Source organism: Bradyrhizobium oligotrophicum S58 (assembly GCF_000344805.1).
In the GTDB taxonomy this organism is placed as follows: domain Bacteria; phylum Pseudomonadota; class Alphaproteobacteria; order Rhizobiales; family Xanthobacteraceae; genus Bradyrhizobium; species Bradyrhizobium oligotrophicum.
In genome coordinates, this window is the sequence record NC_020453.1 from 8,092,637 (window position 1) to 8,109,270 (window position 16,634).

General features: G+C 65.2%; 15 protein-coding genes. 10 read left to right on the forward strand and 5 right to left on the reverse strand.

Going from position 1 to position 16,634, the window contains the following annotated elements; all coding sequences use genetic code 11:
• Nucleotides 1-280: 280 nt before the first annotated feature.
• From S58_RS34960 to S58_RS34980, 5 genes are all read left to right on the forward strand, one after another.
• Nucleotides 281-1,213, forward strand: coding sequence for a class I mannose-6-phosphate isomerase (locus S58_RS34960; protein ID WP_015670172.1), 933 nt, complete (start codon nucleotides 281-283; stop codon nucleotides 1,211-1,213).
• A complete protein-coding gene (locus S58_RS34965; RefSeq protein ID WP_015670173.1) occupies nucleotides 1,210-3,501 on the forward strand; it encodes a glycosyltransferase family 4 protein in 2,292 nt (763 codons plus the stop codon). The genes S58_RS34960 and S58_RS34965 overlap by 4 nt, the downstream gene beginning before the upstream one ends.
• Nucleotides 3,502-3,536: 35 nt before the next feature.
• Nucleotides 3,537-4,829: a glycoside hydrolase family 130 protein gene (locus S58_RS34970; RefSeq protein ID WP_015670174.1), complete on the forward strand. Its 1,293-nt coding sequence runs from the start codon at nucleotides 3,537-3,539 to the stop codon at nucleotides 4,827-4,829.
• A gap of 47 nt (nucleotides 4,830-4,876) precedes the next feature.
• Nucleotides 4,877-5,119, forward strand: coding sequence for a hypothetical protein (locus S58_RS34975; protein ID WP_015670175.1), 243 nt, complete (start codon nucleotides 4,877-4,879; stop codon nucleotides 5,117-5,119).
• A 350-nt stretch (nucleotides 5,120-5,469) separates the two neighbouring features.
• Nucleotides 5,470-5,730: a DUF1488 family protein gene (locus tag S58_RS34980; RefSeq protein WP_015670176.1), complete on the forward strand. Its 261-nt coding sequence runs from the start codon at nucleotides 5,470-5,472 to the stop codon at nucleotides 5,728-5,730.
• 174 nt (nucleotides 5,731-5,904) lie between these two features.
• Here S58_RS34980 and S58_RS34985 read toward each other — a convergent pair whose 3' ends face one another.
• The gene (locus S58_RS34985) at nucleotides 5,905-6,384 is read right to left on the reverse strand and encodes an MmcB family DNA repair protein (protein WP_042340436.1); all 480 of its coding nucleotides are present in this window, start codon (nucleotides 6,382-6,384) and stop codon (nucleotides 5,905-5,907) included.
• A 123-nt stretch (nucleotides 6,385-6,507) separates the two neighbouring features.
• Here S58_RS34985 and S58_RS34990 point away from each other — a divergent pair, with 123 nt between their 5' ends.
• On the forward strand, nucleotides 6,508-8,235 hold the full coding sequence (locus tag S58_RS34990) for an alpha-amylase family protein (protein ID WP_015670178.1): 1,728 nt from the start codon (nucleotides 6,508-6,510) through the stop codon (nucleotides 8,233-8,235).
• A 78-nt stretch (nucleotides 8,236-8,313) separates the two neighbouring features.
• On the opposite strand, the gene S58_RS34995 is transcribed toward S58_RS34990, so the two are convergent.
• On the reverse strand, nucleotides 8,314-9,912 hold the full coding sequence (locus tag S58_RS34995; RefSeq protein ID WP_015670179.1) for an alpha-amylase family glycosyl hydrolase: 1,599 nt from the start codon (nucleotides 9,910-9,912) through the stop codon (nucleotides 8,314-8,316).
• Between the two features lie 155 nt (nucleotides 9,913-10,067).
• On the opposite strand from S58_RS34995, the gene S58_RS35000 reads away from it, so the two are divergent.
• Nucleotides 10,068-10,736 (forward strand): MBL fold metallo-hydrolase, encoded by a 669-nt coding sequence (locus tag S58_RS35000; RefSeq protein ID WP_015670180.1) that lies wholly within the window; start codon nucleotides 10,068-10,070, stop codon nucleotides 10,734-10,736.
• A 48-nt stretch (nucleotides 10,737-10,784) separates the two neighbouring features.
• On the opposite strand, the gene S58_RS35005 is transcribed toward S58_RS35000, so the two are convergent.
• Entirely contained in the window at nucleotides 10,785-12,260 is a 1,476-nt protein-coding gene (locus S58_RS35005; RefSeq protein ID WP_015670181.1) for an extracellular catalytic domain type 1 short-chain-length polyhydroxyalkanoate depolymerase, read from the reverse strand.
• Nucleotides 12,261-12,701: 441 nt separating this feature from the next.
• Here S58_RS35005 and S58_RS35010 point away from each other — a divergent pair, with 441 nt between their 5' ends.
• Nucleotides 12,702-13,940, forward strand: coding sequence for an LLM class flavin-dependent oxidoreductase (locus S58_RS35010; protein ID WP_015670182.1), 1,239 nt, complete (start codon nucleotides 12,702-12,704; stop codon nucleotides 13,938-13,940).
• Nucleotides 13,941-14,284: 344 nt separating this feature from the next.
• Here the strand turns inward: S58_RS35010 and S58_RS35015 are convergent, their stop codons facing one another.
• Both S58_RS35015 and S58_RS35020 read right to left on the reverse strand, forming a co-directional pair.
• On the reverse strand, nucleotides 14,285-14,695 hold the full coding sequence (locus S58_RS35015) for a response regulator (RefSeq protein WP_015670183.1): 411 nt from the start codon (nucleotides 14,693-14,695) through the stop codon (nucleotides 14,285-14,287).
• A 130-nt stretch (nucleotides 14,696-14,825) separates the two neighbouring features.
• Nucleotides 14,826-15,251: a MerR family transcriptional regulator gene (locus tag S58_RS35020; protein ID WP_015670184.1), complete on the reverse strand. Its 426-nt coding sequence runs from the start codon at nucleotides 15,249-15,251 to the stop codon at nucleotides 14,826-14,828.
• A gap of 87 nt (nucleotides 15,252-15,338) precedes the next feature.
• On the opposite strand from S58_RS35020, the gene S58_RS38810 reads away from it, so the two are divergent.
• Nucleotides 15,339-16,058, forward strand: coding sequence for a hypothetical protein (locus S58_RS38810; RefSeq protein WP_015670185.1), 720 nt, complete (start codon nucleotides 15,339-15,341; stop codon nucleotides 16,056-16,058).
• Nucleotides 16,059-16,114: 56 nt separating this feature from the next.
• Nucleotides 16,115-16,438 (forward strand): YnfA family protein, encoded by a 324-nt coding sequence (locus S58_RS35035; protein ID WP_015670186.1) that lies wholly within the window; start codon nucleotides 16,115-16,117, stop codon nucleotides 16,436-16,438.
• Nucleotides 16,439-16,634: the final 196 nt, after the last annotated feature.

The window sequence follows — 16,634 nt, forward strand, 5'->3', positions numbered from 1 at the left end:
CTGTCACCGCAGAACGTCGATCGCAGAAGCGATCGCCGGCTGGTCCGCGATCACGAAAGGGATCACGCCGTGAGGCGCTGCCCGTCGTTTTCGCCTCATCGATCGTACGCAGCACGCAGCTGTTTGCCGCGGACAGCTCACGTCTCAGCATGACTGACGAAATCATCGTCTTCCAGACGGCGCGTCCGACACCGCGACGTCCCGACCAGACACATCGTAACCGACCACAAAAGCAGCGGCACGCCGCGCCGGCGTGCGCGCCACCCGTTGAGGACAATTCATGACCATTGAACAGACGCGGGTACGGGCAGTGCGCAAGCCCTGGGGTGCCACCGATCTCCAGCCGTGGAGCGACATCAGCGGCGCCGTCGACGCCGTGGGCGAGCTGTGGTTCGAACGCACCGCCGAGCACGGCCCCGCACCTGCTCTGTTGATCAAGCTGCTATTCACCAGCGCGCCGCTGTCGATCCAGGTTCACCCGGACGACACCTTCGCGCGTGCCATGGGATTGCCGAACGGCAAGAGTGAGGCGTGGTACATCATCTCGGCGAAGCCGGGCGCACAAATCGGGATTGGCTTGACGCACCGGGTCACGCCCCAGCAATTGCGAACATCGATCACCGACGGCTCGATCGTCGAACTGGTCCAATGGCGTTCGGTTGCGAGCGGCGACGTCATCTTCGTTCCGGCCGGCACCATCCACGCGATCAGCGCCGGGCTGGTGCTGGCCGAAATCCAGCAGCGCAGCGATACGACGTTCCGTCTGTTCGACTATGACAGAGCGCGTGACCTGGATATCGACAGCGGCATCGCCGTTGCCCATGCGTGGCCGCTGCGACCTCAGGCCAATCCGATCCGCCTCTCGGATGAGAGGGTCGCGCTGATCGCCAGCCGGCACTTCGTCCTCGAACGCATCGACCTGCAGCCGGCGTCGAGTTGGGCGTTGTTGGCGGAGCCGGAGACTTGGATTCTCGTGATCGGCGGTCATGCGGCGATCGGGCTTTCCCTGGTCTCGCTCGGACAGGCCCTCTTCGTCGGTGGCGGTCGTAACAGCATCGAGGTCGGAAGCGATGGGCTGACCGTCCTGGTTGCGTATCCGGCAGCCCGCCCGGTTGCAGCACTGCTGCAGCGCCTCGGGGGCCGCTCCGTCGACATCATCGAACCAGCGCTGCCCGATGCCGCGGCATCCGCTCTTTCGGAGGCACAGACATGACGCCATCCCGCAGGATTGCGCTGATCGGTAATTCGTTGCCTCGCCGCTGCGGCATCGCGACATTCACGACCGACCTGCACCGCGCGATCTCGAATTCAGGACAACATCCGCAGGCCAGCATCGTAGCGATGACCGACCGTAATCAGGCCCATGACTATCCCGCCTCGGTCGTCCTGCAGGTCGAGGACGACAATCTCCAGGACTATGCGCGCGTCGCAACCGCCCTCAACGCCGGTCGCTTCGATGTCGTCTGCCTGCAGCACGAATTCGGGATCTTCGGCGGCGACGCAGGCGCCTACATCCTGGAATTGTTGACCCGCCTGAGCATGCCGGTCGTCACGACGCTGCATACGGTGCTGGCGAAGCCCAGCGCGATCCAGCGCATGGTGACCGAGCACGTCGCGGAGGCGTCTGCGAAAGTCGTCGTGATGGCCGAGAAGGGGCGCGAGCTGCTCCATGGCGTCTATCGCGTGCCACAGGACAAGATCGAGGTCATTGCCCACGGCATCCCCGACTTTCCCCTGGTCGCGTCGGACGCGGCGAAGGCAAGGCTGGGGTTCAGCGGCCGCTCGGTCATTCTGACATTCGGCCTGCTGTCCCCCAGCAAAGGCATCGAGGTCATGATCGATGCCGTCCCTGCGATCCTGAAGCGGCGGCCGGACGCGGTCTATGTCGTGCTCGGCGCGACGCATCCGAATCTGGTCCGCAACGAAGGCGAAGCCTATCGCGAGAAGCTGATGGCGCGCGTGCGCGAGCTCGGCGTCGAGAACCACGTCGTGTTCCTCGACCAGTTCGTCGATCAGGCCACGCTGCTCGAATTCATCTCGATGTGCGACGTCTACGTCACGCCCTATCTCAACGAAGCGCAGATGACGTCGGGGACGCTCGCCTACAGCTTCGGGCTCGGCAAACCGGTCGTCTCGACCCCGTATTGGCATGCGCGCGAGCTGCTGGCCGAGGGACGCGGCGTGCTCGTCCCCTTTGGCGATGCGGCGCGGATCGGTACTGAGATCGCGGACTTGCTGACCGACGACCGGCGTCGGCAGGCAATGTGCGAGCGGGCCTACGCCGCCAGCCGGCCCATGACCTGGCAGCGCACCGCCGAGCGTTACATGACGATATTCGAGCACGCGCGGCAGGGGCACCGGCTCAAGCTGATCGCGCAGACCGCGCCCGCCGTGATCGCGCCGCTCTGTCCGGCCCCGCCGCCTCCCGACATGCGATTGGAGCATTTTCTGTCGATGTGCGACGACACCGGCCTGTTTCAGCACGCCGTCCATTCGGTGCCCGATCGCGCGCACGGCTATTGCGTGGATGACAATGCCCGCGCTCTGCTGTTGGCTTGCGCTCTCAACGGAGCGGGCGAGACGTCCATGCCGGACGGGCTGACCGCGCGCTTTGCCGCCTTCGTACAGCACGCCTGGAATCCCGACACGGGGCGATTTCGCAACTTCATGGGCTTCAACCGCACATGGCTCGAACCCAGCGGCTCGGAGGACAGCCATGGCCGGACCTTGTGGGCGCTGGGCGAATGCACGCGCAGCGACGCCAGCCCTTCGCGGCGCCGCTGGGCGCGGGCCCTGTTCGCGCAGGCCTTGCCCGCCGCGGCAGGCTTTCGTTCCCCGCGCGCTTCGGCCTTCACGCTGCTCGGGCTCGACGGCTACTGCATGGCGGCGCCCGATGATCACCGCGCGCAGGATGTCCGCCGCGCTCTTGCCGGACAGCTGCTGTCCATCCTGGCATCGGTCGAAACGCCGGACTGGCCGTGGTTCGAGGACGGCCTCGCCTACGACAATGCGCGGCTGCCGCAGGCCTTGATCGTCACAGGCCTGGCAACGCAAACACCCGTCCACATCGACGCCGGGCTGAGATCCCTGCGCTGGCTGATGACACAGCAGACTGCACCGGCGGGCCATTTCCGTCCCGTCGGCACCGGCGGCTTCGGTGAGTTGCGGAAACCTCCCCACGCCTTCGATCAACAGCCATTGGAGGCTGCTGCGACCATTGCGGCCTGCCTGGCCGCTGACCGCGCCGACAAAGATGCCGGATGGAAGACAGCGGCAACGGGCGCGTTCTCGTGGTTTCTCGGCAACAACGACCTGTCGGTCGCACTTGCCGATCCCGAGACCGGCTGTTGCCGCGACGGATTGCATTTCGATCGCGCCAACGAGAATTGCGGGGGCGAGTCGGTCGTGTCGTATCTGCTGGCGCTGGCCGAGATCCGTCAATTGGCACGCGCTGACGTCAACCCGCCCCATCCCGTGGCGCTTCGCGCCGTCGTCGCCTGACTCAGCATTCACCGCGCCAAACAAGGGGCACCTCGTTGCACGTCACCTTTCTCAATCGGCAAGCGCTTTATCTACGCCCGGACCCCGCCCGCGTAATCGTACGCCCGTTCAAGCCGGCGACCGAACCGCGCGACCTCAACCCGACCGACAAGACGCGCGCCAACCACATCGTCGAACGTGTTCTCCGGCTGGATAAGGCGGCGGCAGCAAAGCAGCTCGCGGACGTGCTGGAGAATTTCGAGGGCCGGCATCGCAATCTGCTGGAGGCATTCGAACACCGTGCCAACGACATGGAAGACGCCCTCGTGGCGCACTGCACATTCTCCGTCGTGCAGCGCCAGCTCATCGGCGCCTATTTCATGCATGAGTATTCCTTTGAAGCGTCTGCCCTGTTCAATCCCAGCATCGTCCCGCATCCTGATCAGTCGGGGACGCCGACGGGCGGCGTGCGCTTCATTCTCAGCCTCCGTGCCGTCGGCGAAGGACATATCTCGTCGCTGACGTTTCGTGCCGGCACCGTGGCGGCCGACGGCAGCATCGCCATCGAGCCGACCGCCCGGTTGGCATCGACACCGCGGCTCAGGACCCGGACGCCCGGACCGATCGGTGACGAAGTCGAGGTCGACTTCAATCCCGGCCAGGACATCAGCGAGCGCGTGATCTTTCCGGTGACGGAGTCGCAGTCGAACGGCATCGAGGACGCGCGCTTCGTCGCGTTCAGTGACGGCGCGCGGACGACCTATTACGCGACCTATACCGCCTACAAGGGCACGGCGATCCGCTCGGAGCTGATCGAGACCAGCGACTTCCTGTCGTTTCGGATGTCGCCGCTGCAGGGCTCAGCCGCGCGCAACAAGGGCATGGCGCTGTTCCCGCGCCGGATCGACGGCAGGTTCGCCATGATCGCACGCCAGGACAACGAGAACCTCCATCTCGTCTACTCGGACGATCTCTACAGATGGGACGGTGGGCAGGCGATCATGAAGCCGCAATTCCCCTGGGAGTTCGTCCAGATCGGCAATTGCGGGTCTCCGATCGAACTGGACGAAGGCTGGCTGCTGCTCACGCACGGCGTCGGCCCGGTCCGGAAATATTCGATCGGCGCCGTTCTGCTCGACAAGCAAAATCCCGCCAAGGTGCTGGCGCGGTCGAGCGAGCCGCTGCTGCAGCCGGAGCCGGCCGAGCGCGAGGGATATGTTCCGAACGTGGTCTATACCTGCGGAGCGATGCGGCACAACGAGCAGCTCATTCTGCCGTACGCGGTGTCGGACAGCTTTTCCAACTTTGCGACGATGAAGATCTCGGCGCTGCTGCAGGCCATGTCTTGACGCTCAAACCGCCCACGCCCGTTCAAAAAAAGCCCGGAGGACAGCAAATGGCTCGCGAGACGATCTATTTCGTTCAGGCGTTCAGCGCCGGACGGGGAGGACGACCGAAGGCGGAGACTCCGATCGCCTGCAAGACGGAAGCAAGCGCGCTCCGTACCGCGGAACGGCTGGCGCCGAGCAAAGCGGGCGTCATGGCCTTCTCATCCTCGGGTGATCCCGACATGGGTGACTACGACGACGAGCCGACCATCTTCTTCCGTCACGGCGAACTGCCATCGGCGTTCGATTGAGATCGGCCGTTTCGTCGTTGCCGGCGGCTGCCGCAATGCAATGCCCCGTGGACGAGCCGTGCGCTATCAGGCGTCGACCGGCGCCATGGCCGGCCCGACGAGACCGCTGCAACTTATTCAACGGGGCTTGGAGCAAACAGACTTGCAATCCTTTGTGGCGTAGCCAAGTTGAGTGTGGGGCAGTTCGACCGTTCGGCGCCATTGACGTGGGGCGACCGCTCGATACGGACGATAACACCGGCGCGGCCTGCTGCAATGCGCGTCACGGGTTGGATCGCCATCATCGTCCAACACGTATCCATGGTCCCGCAGGGGTGGCGTGCATCTCGACAACCTGATCGGTCCATCACATGATTGAATTTCCAAACCACAGCCGTTCCTATGACCGGACGCGGCGTGCCGTGCGGTTCTGGGGATATGACAGCGCGATGGAAGCATCGTTCTTCATCGACGAAGGTGCGCTGAGGCGCATTCAACCCGATGCGCCCCCGGATGAATCCGGCTTTCTGACCGCGTTCGATTCCAACCGCGATCGCATCTGCGCCGCCGCTGCCAGGCTCTATGTCCGCGGCAGCAGAGGCTCCTACGATCTCGTCGCGGCCAATTTCTGACGTCGACTTTTTCTGACATCGGCGCAAGCGGATTGGTGCTGCGGATCGGCACGCGCCGTCCGGCATCTCTCACGCCGAAAGCCGTGACGCCGCGCAGCTTCCGTCTTTCACTTGCGCCGTGAAAATTTGCGCGGTGAAAATCCCGATCTGCCGAACCGCACTGAAGATCGTCGATCAGTCGGCATGACCTTGCGGGTCGATCAGCCGGTTCATCCGCTGGGCCGCCGCGAGGGCGAAGCGGACCGTCATCAGCTTCCGCGTCGGCGCCGGCAGTTTGTGCTCGGGCGCCTCGCAATGCAGGTGGGCACCATAGGCGTCGGCGACAATCAGGCCGGTGCCTTGCGGAAACAGCTCACATGGCAGATCCCGTGTGAAGGCGAAGAACAGCCGGTCGCAATGGGCGCGATAATCCTCCCATTTGTGATCGGCGCGCAGATCCTCCAGCGACGATTTGATCTCCACGATCCAGATCTCGCCACGCTCGCTCAGCGCCACCAGATCGGCACGGCGTCCCGACGGCAGCGGCAACTCGCTGATGGTGGCGAAGCCGAGGGAACGCAGTAGCCGCGACGTGCCGCGCGCGATCGCCAGCGCCGTCTCCGACTGGCGGCGGTCGACCGGAACGAGGCTGATCCTGGCGGCTGACGAGTCCATGGGGCGCAGCATAGCCGATTCCGGCGCCATCCCAAGCCCGTGGTTTTAGCGGAACCGGAACCCGGGCGGCGCTGCCCGCTTATCAAGCGGCCGCTAAACAGGCGGCGCAGCGGGGCGCCGTCGATGATCGATGATCTCTGGTACAAGAATGCCGTGTTTTACTGCCTGTCGGTCGGCACCTACATGGATGCCGATGGTGATGGCATCGGCGACTTCAAGGGACTGACACGTCGCCTGGATTATCTGCACGGGCTCGGCATCACCGCAATCTGGCTGATGCCGTTCCAGCCCTCGCCGCAGCGCGACGACGGCTACGACGTCGCCGACTACTATGGCGTCGATCCGCGCTACGGCACGCTCGGCGATTTCGTGCAGTTCACGCATGGCTGCAAGCAGCGCGGCATCCGCGTCATCATCGATCTCGTCGTCAACCACACCTCCGACCAGCATCCATGGTTCGTCGAGGCACGCAGCGCGAAGACCTCGCGCACTCGCGACTGGTATGTGTGGTCGGACAAGAAGCCGGCAAACGCCAACACCGGCATGGTGTTTCCCGGGGTGCAGAAGTCGACATGGACGCGCGACAAGGAGTCCGGCGCCTGGTACTTTCACCGCTTCTACGATTTCCAGCCCGATCTCAACACCTCCAATCCCGAGGTGCAGGCCGAGCTCCTCAAGATCATGGGCTTCTGGATCCAGCTCGGCGTATCCGGCTTCCGCATGGACGCCGTGCCGTTCGTGATCGCGACCAAGGGCGCTGATGTCAAGAAGCCCGTCGAGCAGTACGACATGCTTCGGACCTTCCGCGAATTCCTGCAATGGCGCCAGGGCGAGGCGATCATCCTGGCCGAGGCCAACGTGCGGCCCGAGACCGACATGGAGTATTTCGGCGCCGACGGCGACCGCATGCACATGATGTTCAACTTCCACGTCAACCAGCACCTGTTCTACGCGCTCGCCGCCGCCGACACCCGGCCGCTCGCCAAGGCGTTGGTCGAGACCAAACCACGCCCGGCCTCCGCGCAATGGGGCCTGTTTCTGCGCAATCACGACGAGCTCGATCTGGGCCGGCTGACGAAGCAGCAGCGTGAGGCCGTGTTCAAGGCGTTCGGGCCCGACAAGAGCATGCAGCTCTACGATCGCGGCATCCGGCGGCGGCTGGCGCCGATGCTGGGCGGCGACCGGCGCCGCATCGAGCTCGCCTACAGCCTGATGTTCACGCTGCCCGGCACGCCCGTGATCCGCTATGGCGACGAGCTCGCGATGGGCGACGATCTCTCCCTGCCCGAACGCAACTGCGCGCGCACGCCGATGCAATGGTCGACCGAACCGCAGGGCGGCTTCACCAAGTGCGAGACAGCCGTCTCGCCGGTGATCGACCATGGTCCCTATGGCTACGAGCACGTCAACGCCGCCAAGCAGCGGCGTGATCCGAACGCGATGCTGAACTGGACCGAGCGCATCATCCGCATGCGCAAGGAGGTGCCGGAAGTCGGCTGGGGCGATTTCGAGGTGATCTCCACCAAGGATCCCGCCGTCCTGATCATGCGCTACGACTGGCGCAACAACTCGGTGCTGTTCGTGCACAATCTCGACGAGAAGCCGCGCGAGATATCGTTCGACGCTGGCCTGCCCGACGACGGCGGCAAGCTGCTGATCAACCTGCTGTCCGAGGATCACAGCCACGCCGACGACCGCGGCCGTCACACCCTGGTGCTCGAGCCCTACGACTACCGCTGGTACCGCGTCGGCGGGCTGGACTATCTGCTCAGGCGGAGCGACATCGAGACGAAGAGCCCGGCGAAGCGGGCGCGGAAGGCGAAGCGGGTACGGAGGTCACGCGGGCGGTAGCGCCACCACGCAGCTGATGAGTTGACCAACCGGCCTCCTCACATTCAATGTCGTCCCGGGCAGGCACCACGCCGCTAGCTACATCACCCGCCCGATCACCACGCCCTCATTGCCGCGCAGGTCCAGCGTGCCGGCGACGCGCTCACCATCGCGGTCGAGCCAGGTCGAGAGCAGGATCTCGCCATCGAGGCCGCTTCCTCCGGTCGCGATCGACACCGGCTGGTCGCCGAGATTGAGCGCGATGGTGAGCATCTCACCGTCGCCCTCGCGCCGATAGAGCAGGAGATCGCCCTGCGCCGCGACCGGCCGGTAGCTGCCGGTGACCAGCACCCGGTGCGCTTTCCGCAGGCGAATGAGCGCGCGGGTGAGATTGAGGATCGAGCGCCGATCGGCGGTGAGGTTGACGACGTTCTCATGGGTGAAGTCGTCGGCCAGCGGCAGCCATGGCGTGGCCTGGGTGAAGCCGGCCTGCGGCAGTGCGCTCCACTGCATCGGCGTGCGGCAGCCGTCGCGGCCGACGCCGACGCCCGGCACGTTCTTCTCGAAGGGATCGCGCACCTGCTCGGGCGAAATGGCGACCTGATGCATGCCGATCTCGTCGCCATAATACAGCGTCGGCGTGCCGCGCAGTGTCAGCAGCAGCATCGCAGCCACCCGCGCCTGCTCCGCCCCGACGCGGCTCGCCAACCGCGGCCGATCGTGGTTGCCGAGCACCCAGTTGGGCCACGCGCCGTGCGGCAGCGCGGCTTCGTAGTCGGCGATGATCTTCTCGATGTCGCGGGCATGCCAGGGCGCCGACAGCAGCGCGAAGTTGAACGGCAGATGCGCGCCGCCGAGGTCCTTGCCGTAATAGGCTATGAGCCGCTCGAGCGGCAGATAGATCTCGCCGATCAGGACGCGGTCGTCGAACTCGTCCATCACCGCGCGCATCGCCGTGATGACCTCATGGACCTCGGGCTGGTCGGCGGAGTAGCGCGAGATGATCTGTTCATGCGGCGGCCGGCCGCCGTGATAGTCCGGGTTCGCCGGATTGTCGCGAAATTCGGCATCCTTGATCAGGTGCCAGATCACGTCGACGCGGAAGCCGTCGACGCCCTTGCGCAGCCAGAACCGCATCACGTTGTGGATCGCCGCGCGCACCTGCGGATTGCGCCAGTTCAGGTCCGGCTGCTGCGCCAGGAAGGCGTGGTAGTAATACTGCCCGGTCGCGGCATCGAACTGCCATGCGCTGCCGCCGAATTCCGACAGCCAGTTGTTGGGCGGCCCGCCGTCAGCAGCCGGATCGCGCCAGATGTACCAGTCGCGGCGCGGATCGTCGCGCGCACGCCGCGCCTCTTGAAACCACGGATGCTGATCAGAGGTGTGGTTGGGCACGAGGTCGAGGATGACCTTGAGCCCGCCATCATGGGCTGCCTTCACCAGCGCGTCGAAATCCGCCATCGTGCCGAACAGCGGATCGATGCCGGTGTAGTCGGCGATGTCGTAGCCGAAATCGGCCATCGGCGATGTGAAGATCGGTGACAGCCAGATCGCATCGACGCCGAGCGTCAACAGATATGGCAGGCGGTGGATGATGCCGGTGAGATCGCCGACCCCGTCGCCATCGCTGTCCTGGAACGAGCGCGGATAGATCTGGTAGAAAATTCCCTCGCGCCACCAGGCGCCCCGCTCCGTCATCTCGACAACTTTCCTGCTCGCGACCGTGCGGCCCAACGCAGGAACCGGCGGCAGGTTCACGGCGCCCTGGCAGGGTCATCCCGGAGGAGGCTTCAAGCCCGGGGAGATGCGATGTTTTCCCTTGGCGCACTGCGAAAAATCGGCATGCTGGCGCCATGACCGAGCAGAACCAGACCAAGGCGAAGGCCGGCGCGATGATCGTGCCCGTCACGCCGTTCGAGCAGAACTGCACCATCCTGTGGTGCGAGGCCACCCGCAAGGCGATCGTGATCGATCCCGGCGGCGACGTGCCGAACATCCAGGCGGCGATCGCGCAAGCCAACGTCACCGTCGAGAAGATCTGGCTGACGCACGGCCACATCGATCACGTCGGCGGGGCGGCCGAGCTGCGCGATGCGCTGAAGGTGCCGATCGAAGGCCCACATGTCGCCGACAAGTTCCTGCTCGACAATGTGGTGGCGAGCGGCGCGCGCTTCGGCATCACAGGCGTACGGGATTTCGCGCCGGATCGCTGGCTCGAGGAGGGCGACCGGGTCGAGATCGGCGAGCTCGCCTTTGACATTTTCCATTGCCCCGGGCATTCGCCGGGCAGCGTCGTGTTCTTCAATAAGGAGATGCGCTTCGCCCATGTCGGCGACGTGCTGTTCAACGGCTCGGTCGGCCGCACCGACCTTCCGGGCGGCAGTCATGAGACGCTGATCCGGTCGATCAAGGACAAGCTGCTGCCGCTCGGCGACGACATCGGCTTCATCTGCGGCCATGGTGCCGGATCGAGCTTCGGCCAGGAGCGGATGACGAACCCGTTCCTGACCGGCGAGGCCTGATCGCGCGTCCCTCGCGAGCGAGCTCTGAACGGCTGCGGTTGCGGGCGTCTACTTCAGACCGGCGGCTTGCAGGGCGCGGTCGATCACGGCGGCGACGTCGATCGTCCGGCGCCGCGGCCTGGCGGTCGCGCCATTGCCGTTGATCGAGGCTTCGACGGTCGCCGACTCCAGCCGTTTCGGCTCCGGGGCCTTGGAGACGGCCACAAGCTTGGACTCCGGCTTCGGGTCAGGCCTGGGCTTGGCCGCTTTCCGCGACTCGGATGCCGGCGACTCCTGCGCGACCTTTGGCTGCGGGATCGCGGCGGATGCCGGTCCCGAGAGCAACATGCCGGTCGGCGATACTCTGGGCTCGACCACTTTGATCTCGGCTGGCTTGACGTCGACCGGCTCCGCAGCCGGCGACGGCGCGTCCGCGGCGCGTCGCAAGATCTTGGTCAAGGCCGGCACCGCCGAGATCGGCGACACCTGCGGGATCAGCTTCGTGCTCGGCGATGTCGTGGCCGCCTTGAGCGGACGAATCCAATCAGTGACGCCGAAGAATTTCGCGATGTGATAGGATGAGGAAATGCCGGCCTCTAGCAGGAACGGCCCCGCCTTGCCGTAGCGCTTGTCGTTGGCCGCGATCCCGATCGGCGTGCCATGCGCCATGTTGGTGATCGTGTAGGACTCGACGATCGGTTCGCCGTCGTCATTCCACCACAGCTGGCGCGGATAGCCGTCCACGACGGTTTTGGCCATCGGCGCCAGCGGCAGATGATGCAGGTCGAGCCATTGCTTGACGATCTCGCCGGCATTGTCCGGATGCACCGTGTAGTCGGCGGTGCCGTGCCACACCGACAGCTTCGGCCATTTGCCGCGATGATTCGATGCGCGTCGCACGAGATCGCCGAGCTCGCCTGCGGGACGCGCCGGCGGCATCCGCATCTGCAGGATCGCATCGCGCATGTTGCGGGCGGTGCCGAACGGCAGGCCTGCAATGATCGCGCCGGCCGCGAACAATTCGGGATGCGCCGACAGCATCGCCATGGTCATCGCGCCGCCCGCCGACAGGCCGGTGACGAAGATCCGGCGCGGATCGATCGCGCAATCCGCCACCATGCGCGCGATCATTTCGCGGATCGAGGCGACCTCGCCCTGGCCGCGGCTGATGTCCTCGGACTGAAACCAGTTGAAGCAGCGCTGCGGATTGTTGACGCGCTGCTGCTCCGGCAACAGCAGCGCGAAGCCGAAATGTTTGGCGAGCGTCGACCAGCCGGCGCCGAGATCATATTCGGCGGCGCCCTGCCCGCAGCCATGCAGCACGACGACGAGCGGCGCCAGCGGCTGGCGCTGCGCCGGCACATAGGCGAACATCTTCAGCCGGCCGGGATTGGTGCCGAAGTTCTCGATTTCGATCAGCGGACACTCGGGCACGGGGCGCGGCTGGCGATGGAAATCGCCAAATCCGGTGATGCCGTTCAGCTCCCGCAGCCGTCGCAAATACTCAACATTTTCGGCGAGGGACAACGGCAGCTCCTTCGGCATTCACGTATTCACGTCAGCGGGTAGACAATCCACCATCACCCAGATGGTTGCTGCAGTGCAAAAGAAAAAGCCCGCAGCGCCACGGAGGTCGGCAATATGATTGCGAATTTCGGTCTTGCTGCGATCTAAATGTCACGTGAAGGCGACGCATGACATTGCAGCGATCGAAAAGTGATACAAACACACTGATATCCCGGACAGCTTGAACATGAGCGATCGCGCAACCCATAGAGGCGATGACCGCAATTCTACTGCTCATCATCCTCGCCGAATCACGATCGGCCATGTCGCCGTGAAGTCTGACGCATCGATCGCCGATCAGTAAACAACAAATGGCAGGCATGCACCGCTGCTGCGATCGCAGCAAGACGATTGCCTGACAACGATGCGCCATCTAGCCTGATCAGCAAGCAACAACGAAAATTCCGCTGGGAGAAACACATGGCGCGGCTCAAATTCGGAGCCTTCCTCGCTCCGCATCATCCGATCGGCGAGCATCCGATGCTGCAATTCCGCCGCGACCTCGATCTCGTCGCGCAGCTCGACGCGCTCGGCTATGACGAGTTCTGGTGCGGCGAGCATCATTCGAGCGGCTGGGAGACGATCGCTTCGCCCGAGATGTTTCTCGCCGCCGCAGGCGAGCGCACCAAGCGCATCAGGCTCGGCACCGGCGTGATCTCGCTGCCCTACCATCACCCCTACAACGTCGCGCAGCGCATGGTGCAGCTCGACCACATGACCGGCGGCCGCGCAATCTTCGGCTCCGGTCCTGGCGCGCTCGCCTCGGATGCTCATACGCTGGGCATCGATCCGATGACGCAGCGCGACCGCCAGGACGAGGCGATCGCTATCATCCGCCGACTGTTCAACGGCGAGCGCGTTACCGCCAAAACCGACTGGTTCACGATGAACGATGCGGCCTTGCAGATACTTCCTCTGCAGGAGGAGATGCCGTTCGTCGTGGCCTCGCAGATCTCACCGTCCGGCATGACCCTCGCCGGCAAATACGGCATCGGCATCATCTCGCTCGGCTCGATGTCGACGCAGGGGCTGATGGCGCTGCCGCAGCAATGGGAGTTCGCCGAGGACGCCGCGAAGAAGCACGGCACCAATGTGAGCCGCGCCAACTGGCGCGTGCTGCTGTCCTGGCACATCGCCGAGACCCGCGAGCAGGCGCGGCGCGAGGCCGGCCCCGGGCTGATGCGCTGGCACAACGAGTATACGGTCGGCACCTTGATGCGGCCGGGGCTGAAGCCGTTCGCCTCGCCAGATGAAGCCGTCGACAAGACCGCCTTTGTCGAGGGCGCGGCATCGACGATCGGCACGCCCGACGATCTCGTCAGGACGATCAAGACCCTGATGCAGGTGTCCGGCGGCGTCGGCCACATCATCGGCTTCGTGCACGACTGGGCCAATCCGGAAAACACCCGGCGCAGCTGGGACATGGTTGCGCGCTACGTCGTGCCGGAGATCAACGGCTACATCGACGGCCTGCGTCGCTCGCAAAAATTCGTCATCGAGAACCGCGCCATCTTCGAGCGCGCCGGCCAAGCCGTGATGGCCAAGATCATGGACAACGACAAGGCCGCCGCCGCGCTGTCACAGACCGGCCCGGGCCGCGTCGCGATCCCAGCCGTCAATGCGCCGGACCTGCAGGAGGCGGCGAAGCAAAGGGGATGAGGGATGCGGCACTCAGCTCCGCAAGGCGGCCGGAACATTGGCTCGGCGTAGTTTGAGCCTGCCGTAGTCGCGCAAAGAGTGCCGCATTGAGCCTCACCATCGGCCCGAGGATTGCGCTCCCTCGTGACAGCCAAGAAGCGGCCGTGACGAGGAGCGCACAATCTCTCCTCCGTCATTGCGAGCGCAGCGAAGCAATCCAGAGTCCCGCCCACCACCCTGGATTGCTTCGCTGCGCTCGCAATGACGGCTGGGGCGACGATCACGCCACGAGCCCGGCCTCGACGCCTACGCCTTGCCCCGGGGACGATGGGGATAGCAGTAGTAACTCGATCCCCCCTTGTACCTTACCTCACCGCCGCGACGAGGCGCTCGCAGTCGGCGAGCGTCGCGATCTGCTTCAGCGTCTCGCGCAGCGCCGGCAGGTCGACCGGTTTCTGGAATTGCGGGTAGACGACAAGGCCAAGCACGGTGGCGAGGCGAACATGCTCTTCGCGCGTGCCGTCCTCGGCGCCACTGATGAAGATCACCGGGGTGCGCGATTTCAGCTCGTTGAGCAGCAGCAGGACGTCGGCGCCGCATCGCTCACCCAACGACAGATCCAATGTGATGCAGTCGAACGTCCGCTGCCGCAGCATCTCGGCCGCCGCCTCGACCGACGTCACGCAGGTCGCCTCGTAGCCGCACTGCGCGGCGATCTTGCGCAGGATCGAGAGATGAACCTCGGTATCCTCGATCACCAGCAACTGATTGCTCATGCCTTGGCCCTCGTTGCCATTTCGCCAGACCTTCAGGTCTGGCTGTTCGTAAGGGGGCGCCGATGGCCGTGAGGTAAAGATCCTGGCCCGTAGATCTACGGAGCTGCGGGCGGGACGCGCGGCTCCAAGTCTACGACGATCGCGCCCGGAGTTGCGCCAGATCGTCGAGGATGACGCAGTCCGGTCCCGGCCCGCCGGCGCAGGATGCATCGCAATTGGTGACGAAGGCGGCCATGCTGCGCTCCAGCGCTTTCAATTCGGCAAGCTTGGCCCGCACGGCGTCGAGATGCGTCTGCGCGAGATCGCGCGCGCCGACACACGAGCTCGCCGGATTGCGAACCAGCGCCATGAGCTCGCGCACCTGGTCGATCGAGAAGCCGAACGCGCGGCATCGCCGGATGAAGGTGAGGCTCCTGACGTCGCCCTCGCCATAGATGCGCTGGTTGCCGGACTGGCCGCCGGCGGACGGCAGCAGCCCGATCTCCTCGTAGTAGCGAATGGTCGGCGCATTTGTGCCGGTGAGCTTCGCCAAGGCTCCGATCTTCAGGGACGTCATCACGGTCGATCCATGCTCGAATTTCCGCTTGAAGCTCAAGCTACTTGAGCCTGTACGGTCGCGGCAACTCACATCAAGGAGATGCCGATGTCGACCGCCGAAGCCCCCGTTATTGCCTGCACGCTGACGTCAGGAGCGATGAAGGACCGCATGGCGCGGATCGCGGCCCTCAACCGCGACGCGCTGTTTCATCACGAGCGCGACGATCTCGTGCTGCGGCTGACTTACGCGCCGGAGGCCTCGCCGCGCGTGCAGCGGCTCGTGAACGCCGAGCAGAGCTGCTGCGCCTTCCTCGCGTTCGATCTGCAGGAATCGCCGGGCGCGCTGAACCTGACGATCACGGCGCCGGAGCGCGCGCGCGACGCGGCGGATGCGCTGTTCGAGACGTTCCTGTCCGGCGCACCGGCATCGCCGCCCGCGGCATCGTCCTGCGCGTGTGCGACAACCAAGCGACCAACAGCCAAGCTGCTCGGCCCGCGGGCAGCCGGCGCCACCGCCATGACCCTGTCGACCGGCGCCGTCGCATGCGGGGCCTGCTGCGTGCTGCCGTTCACGCTGCCCGCGGCCTTGCTCGCCGGCAGCGGCTCGCTGCTATCGACCCTGGTGCACATGCATTGGTGGATGACGGGGCTTTCGGTGCTGGCGGTGGTGGGCGCATGGGGATGGCTCGTCTGGCAGGTCCGCCGAACGGGATTCAGACCAGCGACGGCCACCCTGGTGACGTTGAGCGCATCGACGCTGTTCATGACGATTGCGTTGATGTGGCCGCTGATCGAGAAGCCGCTGATCCGCGCACTGCGCGTCTAGATCACGGATCGCGCGGCCTTCGAACGGCAGGGATGGCGCGGAGGACGTCGACAGTCATGAGGACCGCACTGATCTACATCGGCGCAGCCATCACCGAGATCGGCGGCTGCTTCGCCCTCTGGAGCTGGCTGCGCCTCGGGAAACCCGCGTGGTGGCTGTTTCCCGGACTGCTCTCGCTTGCGGCCTTCGCGTCCCTGCTGACGCTGGCCGACAGCGATGTCGCTGGCCGCGCCTACGCCACCTATGGCGGCATCTACATCGCAGCGTCGCTCGCCTGGCTATGGACGATCGAAGGCGCGCGTCCGGACCGGTGGGACGTCGCGGGAGCGTGCGTCTGCCTGATCGGTGCAGCCATCATCCTGTGGGGTCCGCGAGGCTGACGCGGGCAATGGATCTGACGCAGCCTGAAATCATGCGTGTCCGCCTGCGCTCGCGGCGGCGATGATGGCGCTCCAGCTATCCCGATGAGCCCTTGAGCGAGGGATGAGGCTGATGCCCTCGCCCTCCCACCTTCGTCATCCCCGGCAAGCCGCCGGCAGCGCAGAAGCGCTGGCGGCGACGCCGACCCGGGATCCA

Excerpts from the sequence above, each read along its gene's own strand:
- S58_RS35015 (WP_015670183.1), bottom strand. The coding sequence starts at position 14,695 with ATGAGCAATCAGTTGCTGGTGATCGAGGATACCGAGGTTCATCTCTCG.
- S58_RS34965 (WP_015670173.1), top strand. The coding sequence starts at position 1,210 with ATGACGCCATCCCGCAGGATTGCGCTGATCGGTAATTCGTTGCCTCGC.
- S58_RS35010 (WP_015670182.1), top strand. The coding sequence starts at position 12,702 with ATGGCGCGGCTCAAATTCGGAGCCTTCCTCGCTCCGCATCATCCGATC.
- S58_RS34995 (WP_015670179.1), bottom strand. The coding sequence starts at position 9,912 with ATGACGGAGCGGGGCGCCTGGTGGCGCGAGGGAATTTTCTACCAGATC.
- S58_RS34985 (WP_042340436.1), bottom strand. The coding sequence starts at position 6,384 with ATGGACTCGTCAGCCGCCAGGATCAGCCTCGTTCCGGTCGACCGCCGC.
- S58_RS35005 (WP_015670181.1), bottom strand. The coding sequence starts at position 12,260 with ATGCCGAAGGAGCTGCCGTTGTCCCTCGCCGAAAATGTTGAGTATTTG.
- S58_RS35035 (WP_015670186.1), top strand. The coding sequence starts at position 16,115 with ATGAGGACCGCACTGATCTACATCGGCGCAGCCATCACCGAGATCGGC.
- S58_RS34960 (WP_015670172.1), top strand. The coding sequence starts at position 281 with ATGACCATTGAACAGACGCGGGTACGGGCAGTGCGCAAGCCCTGGGGT.
- S58_RS38810 (WP_015670185.1), top strand. The coding sequence starts at position 15,339 with ATGTCGACCGCCGAAGCCCCCGTTATTGCCTGCACGCTGACGTCAGGA.
- S58_RS34990 (WP_015670178.1), top strand. The coding sequence starts at position 6,508 with ATGATCGATGATCTCTGGTACAAGAATGCCGTGTTTTACTGCCTGTCG.
- S58_RS34975 (WP_015670175.1), top strand. The coding sequence starts at position 4,877 with ATGGCTCGCGAGACGATCTATTTCGTTCAGGCGTTCAGCGCCGGACGG.
- S58_RS35020 (WP_015670184.1), bottom strand. The coding sequence starts at position 15,251 with ATGACGTCCCTGAAGATCGGAGCCTTGGCGAAGCTCACCGGCACAAAT.
- S58_RS35000 (WP_015670180.1), top strand. The coding sequence starts at position 10,068 with ATGACCGAGCAGAACCAGACCAAGGCGAAGGCCGGCGCGATGATCGTG.
- S58_RS34980 (WP_015670176.1), top strand. The coding sequence starts at position 5,470 with ATGATTGAATTTCCAAACCACAGCCGTTCCTATGACCGGACGCGGCGT.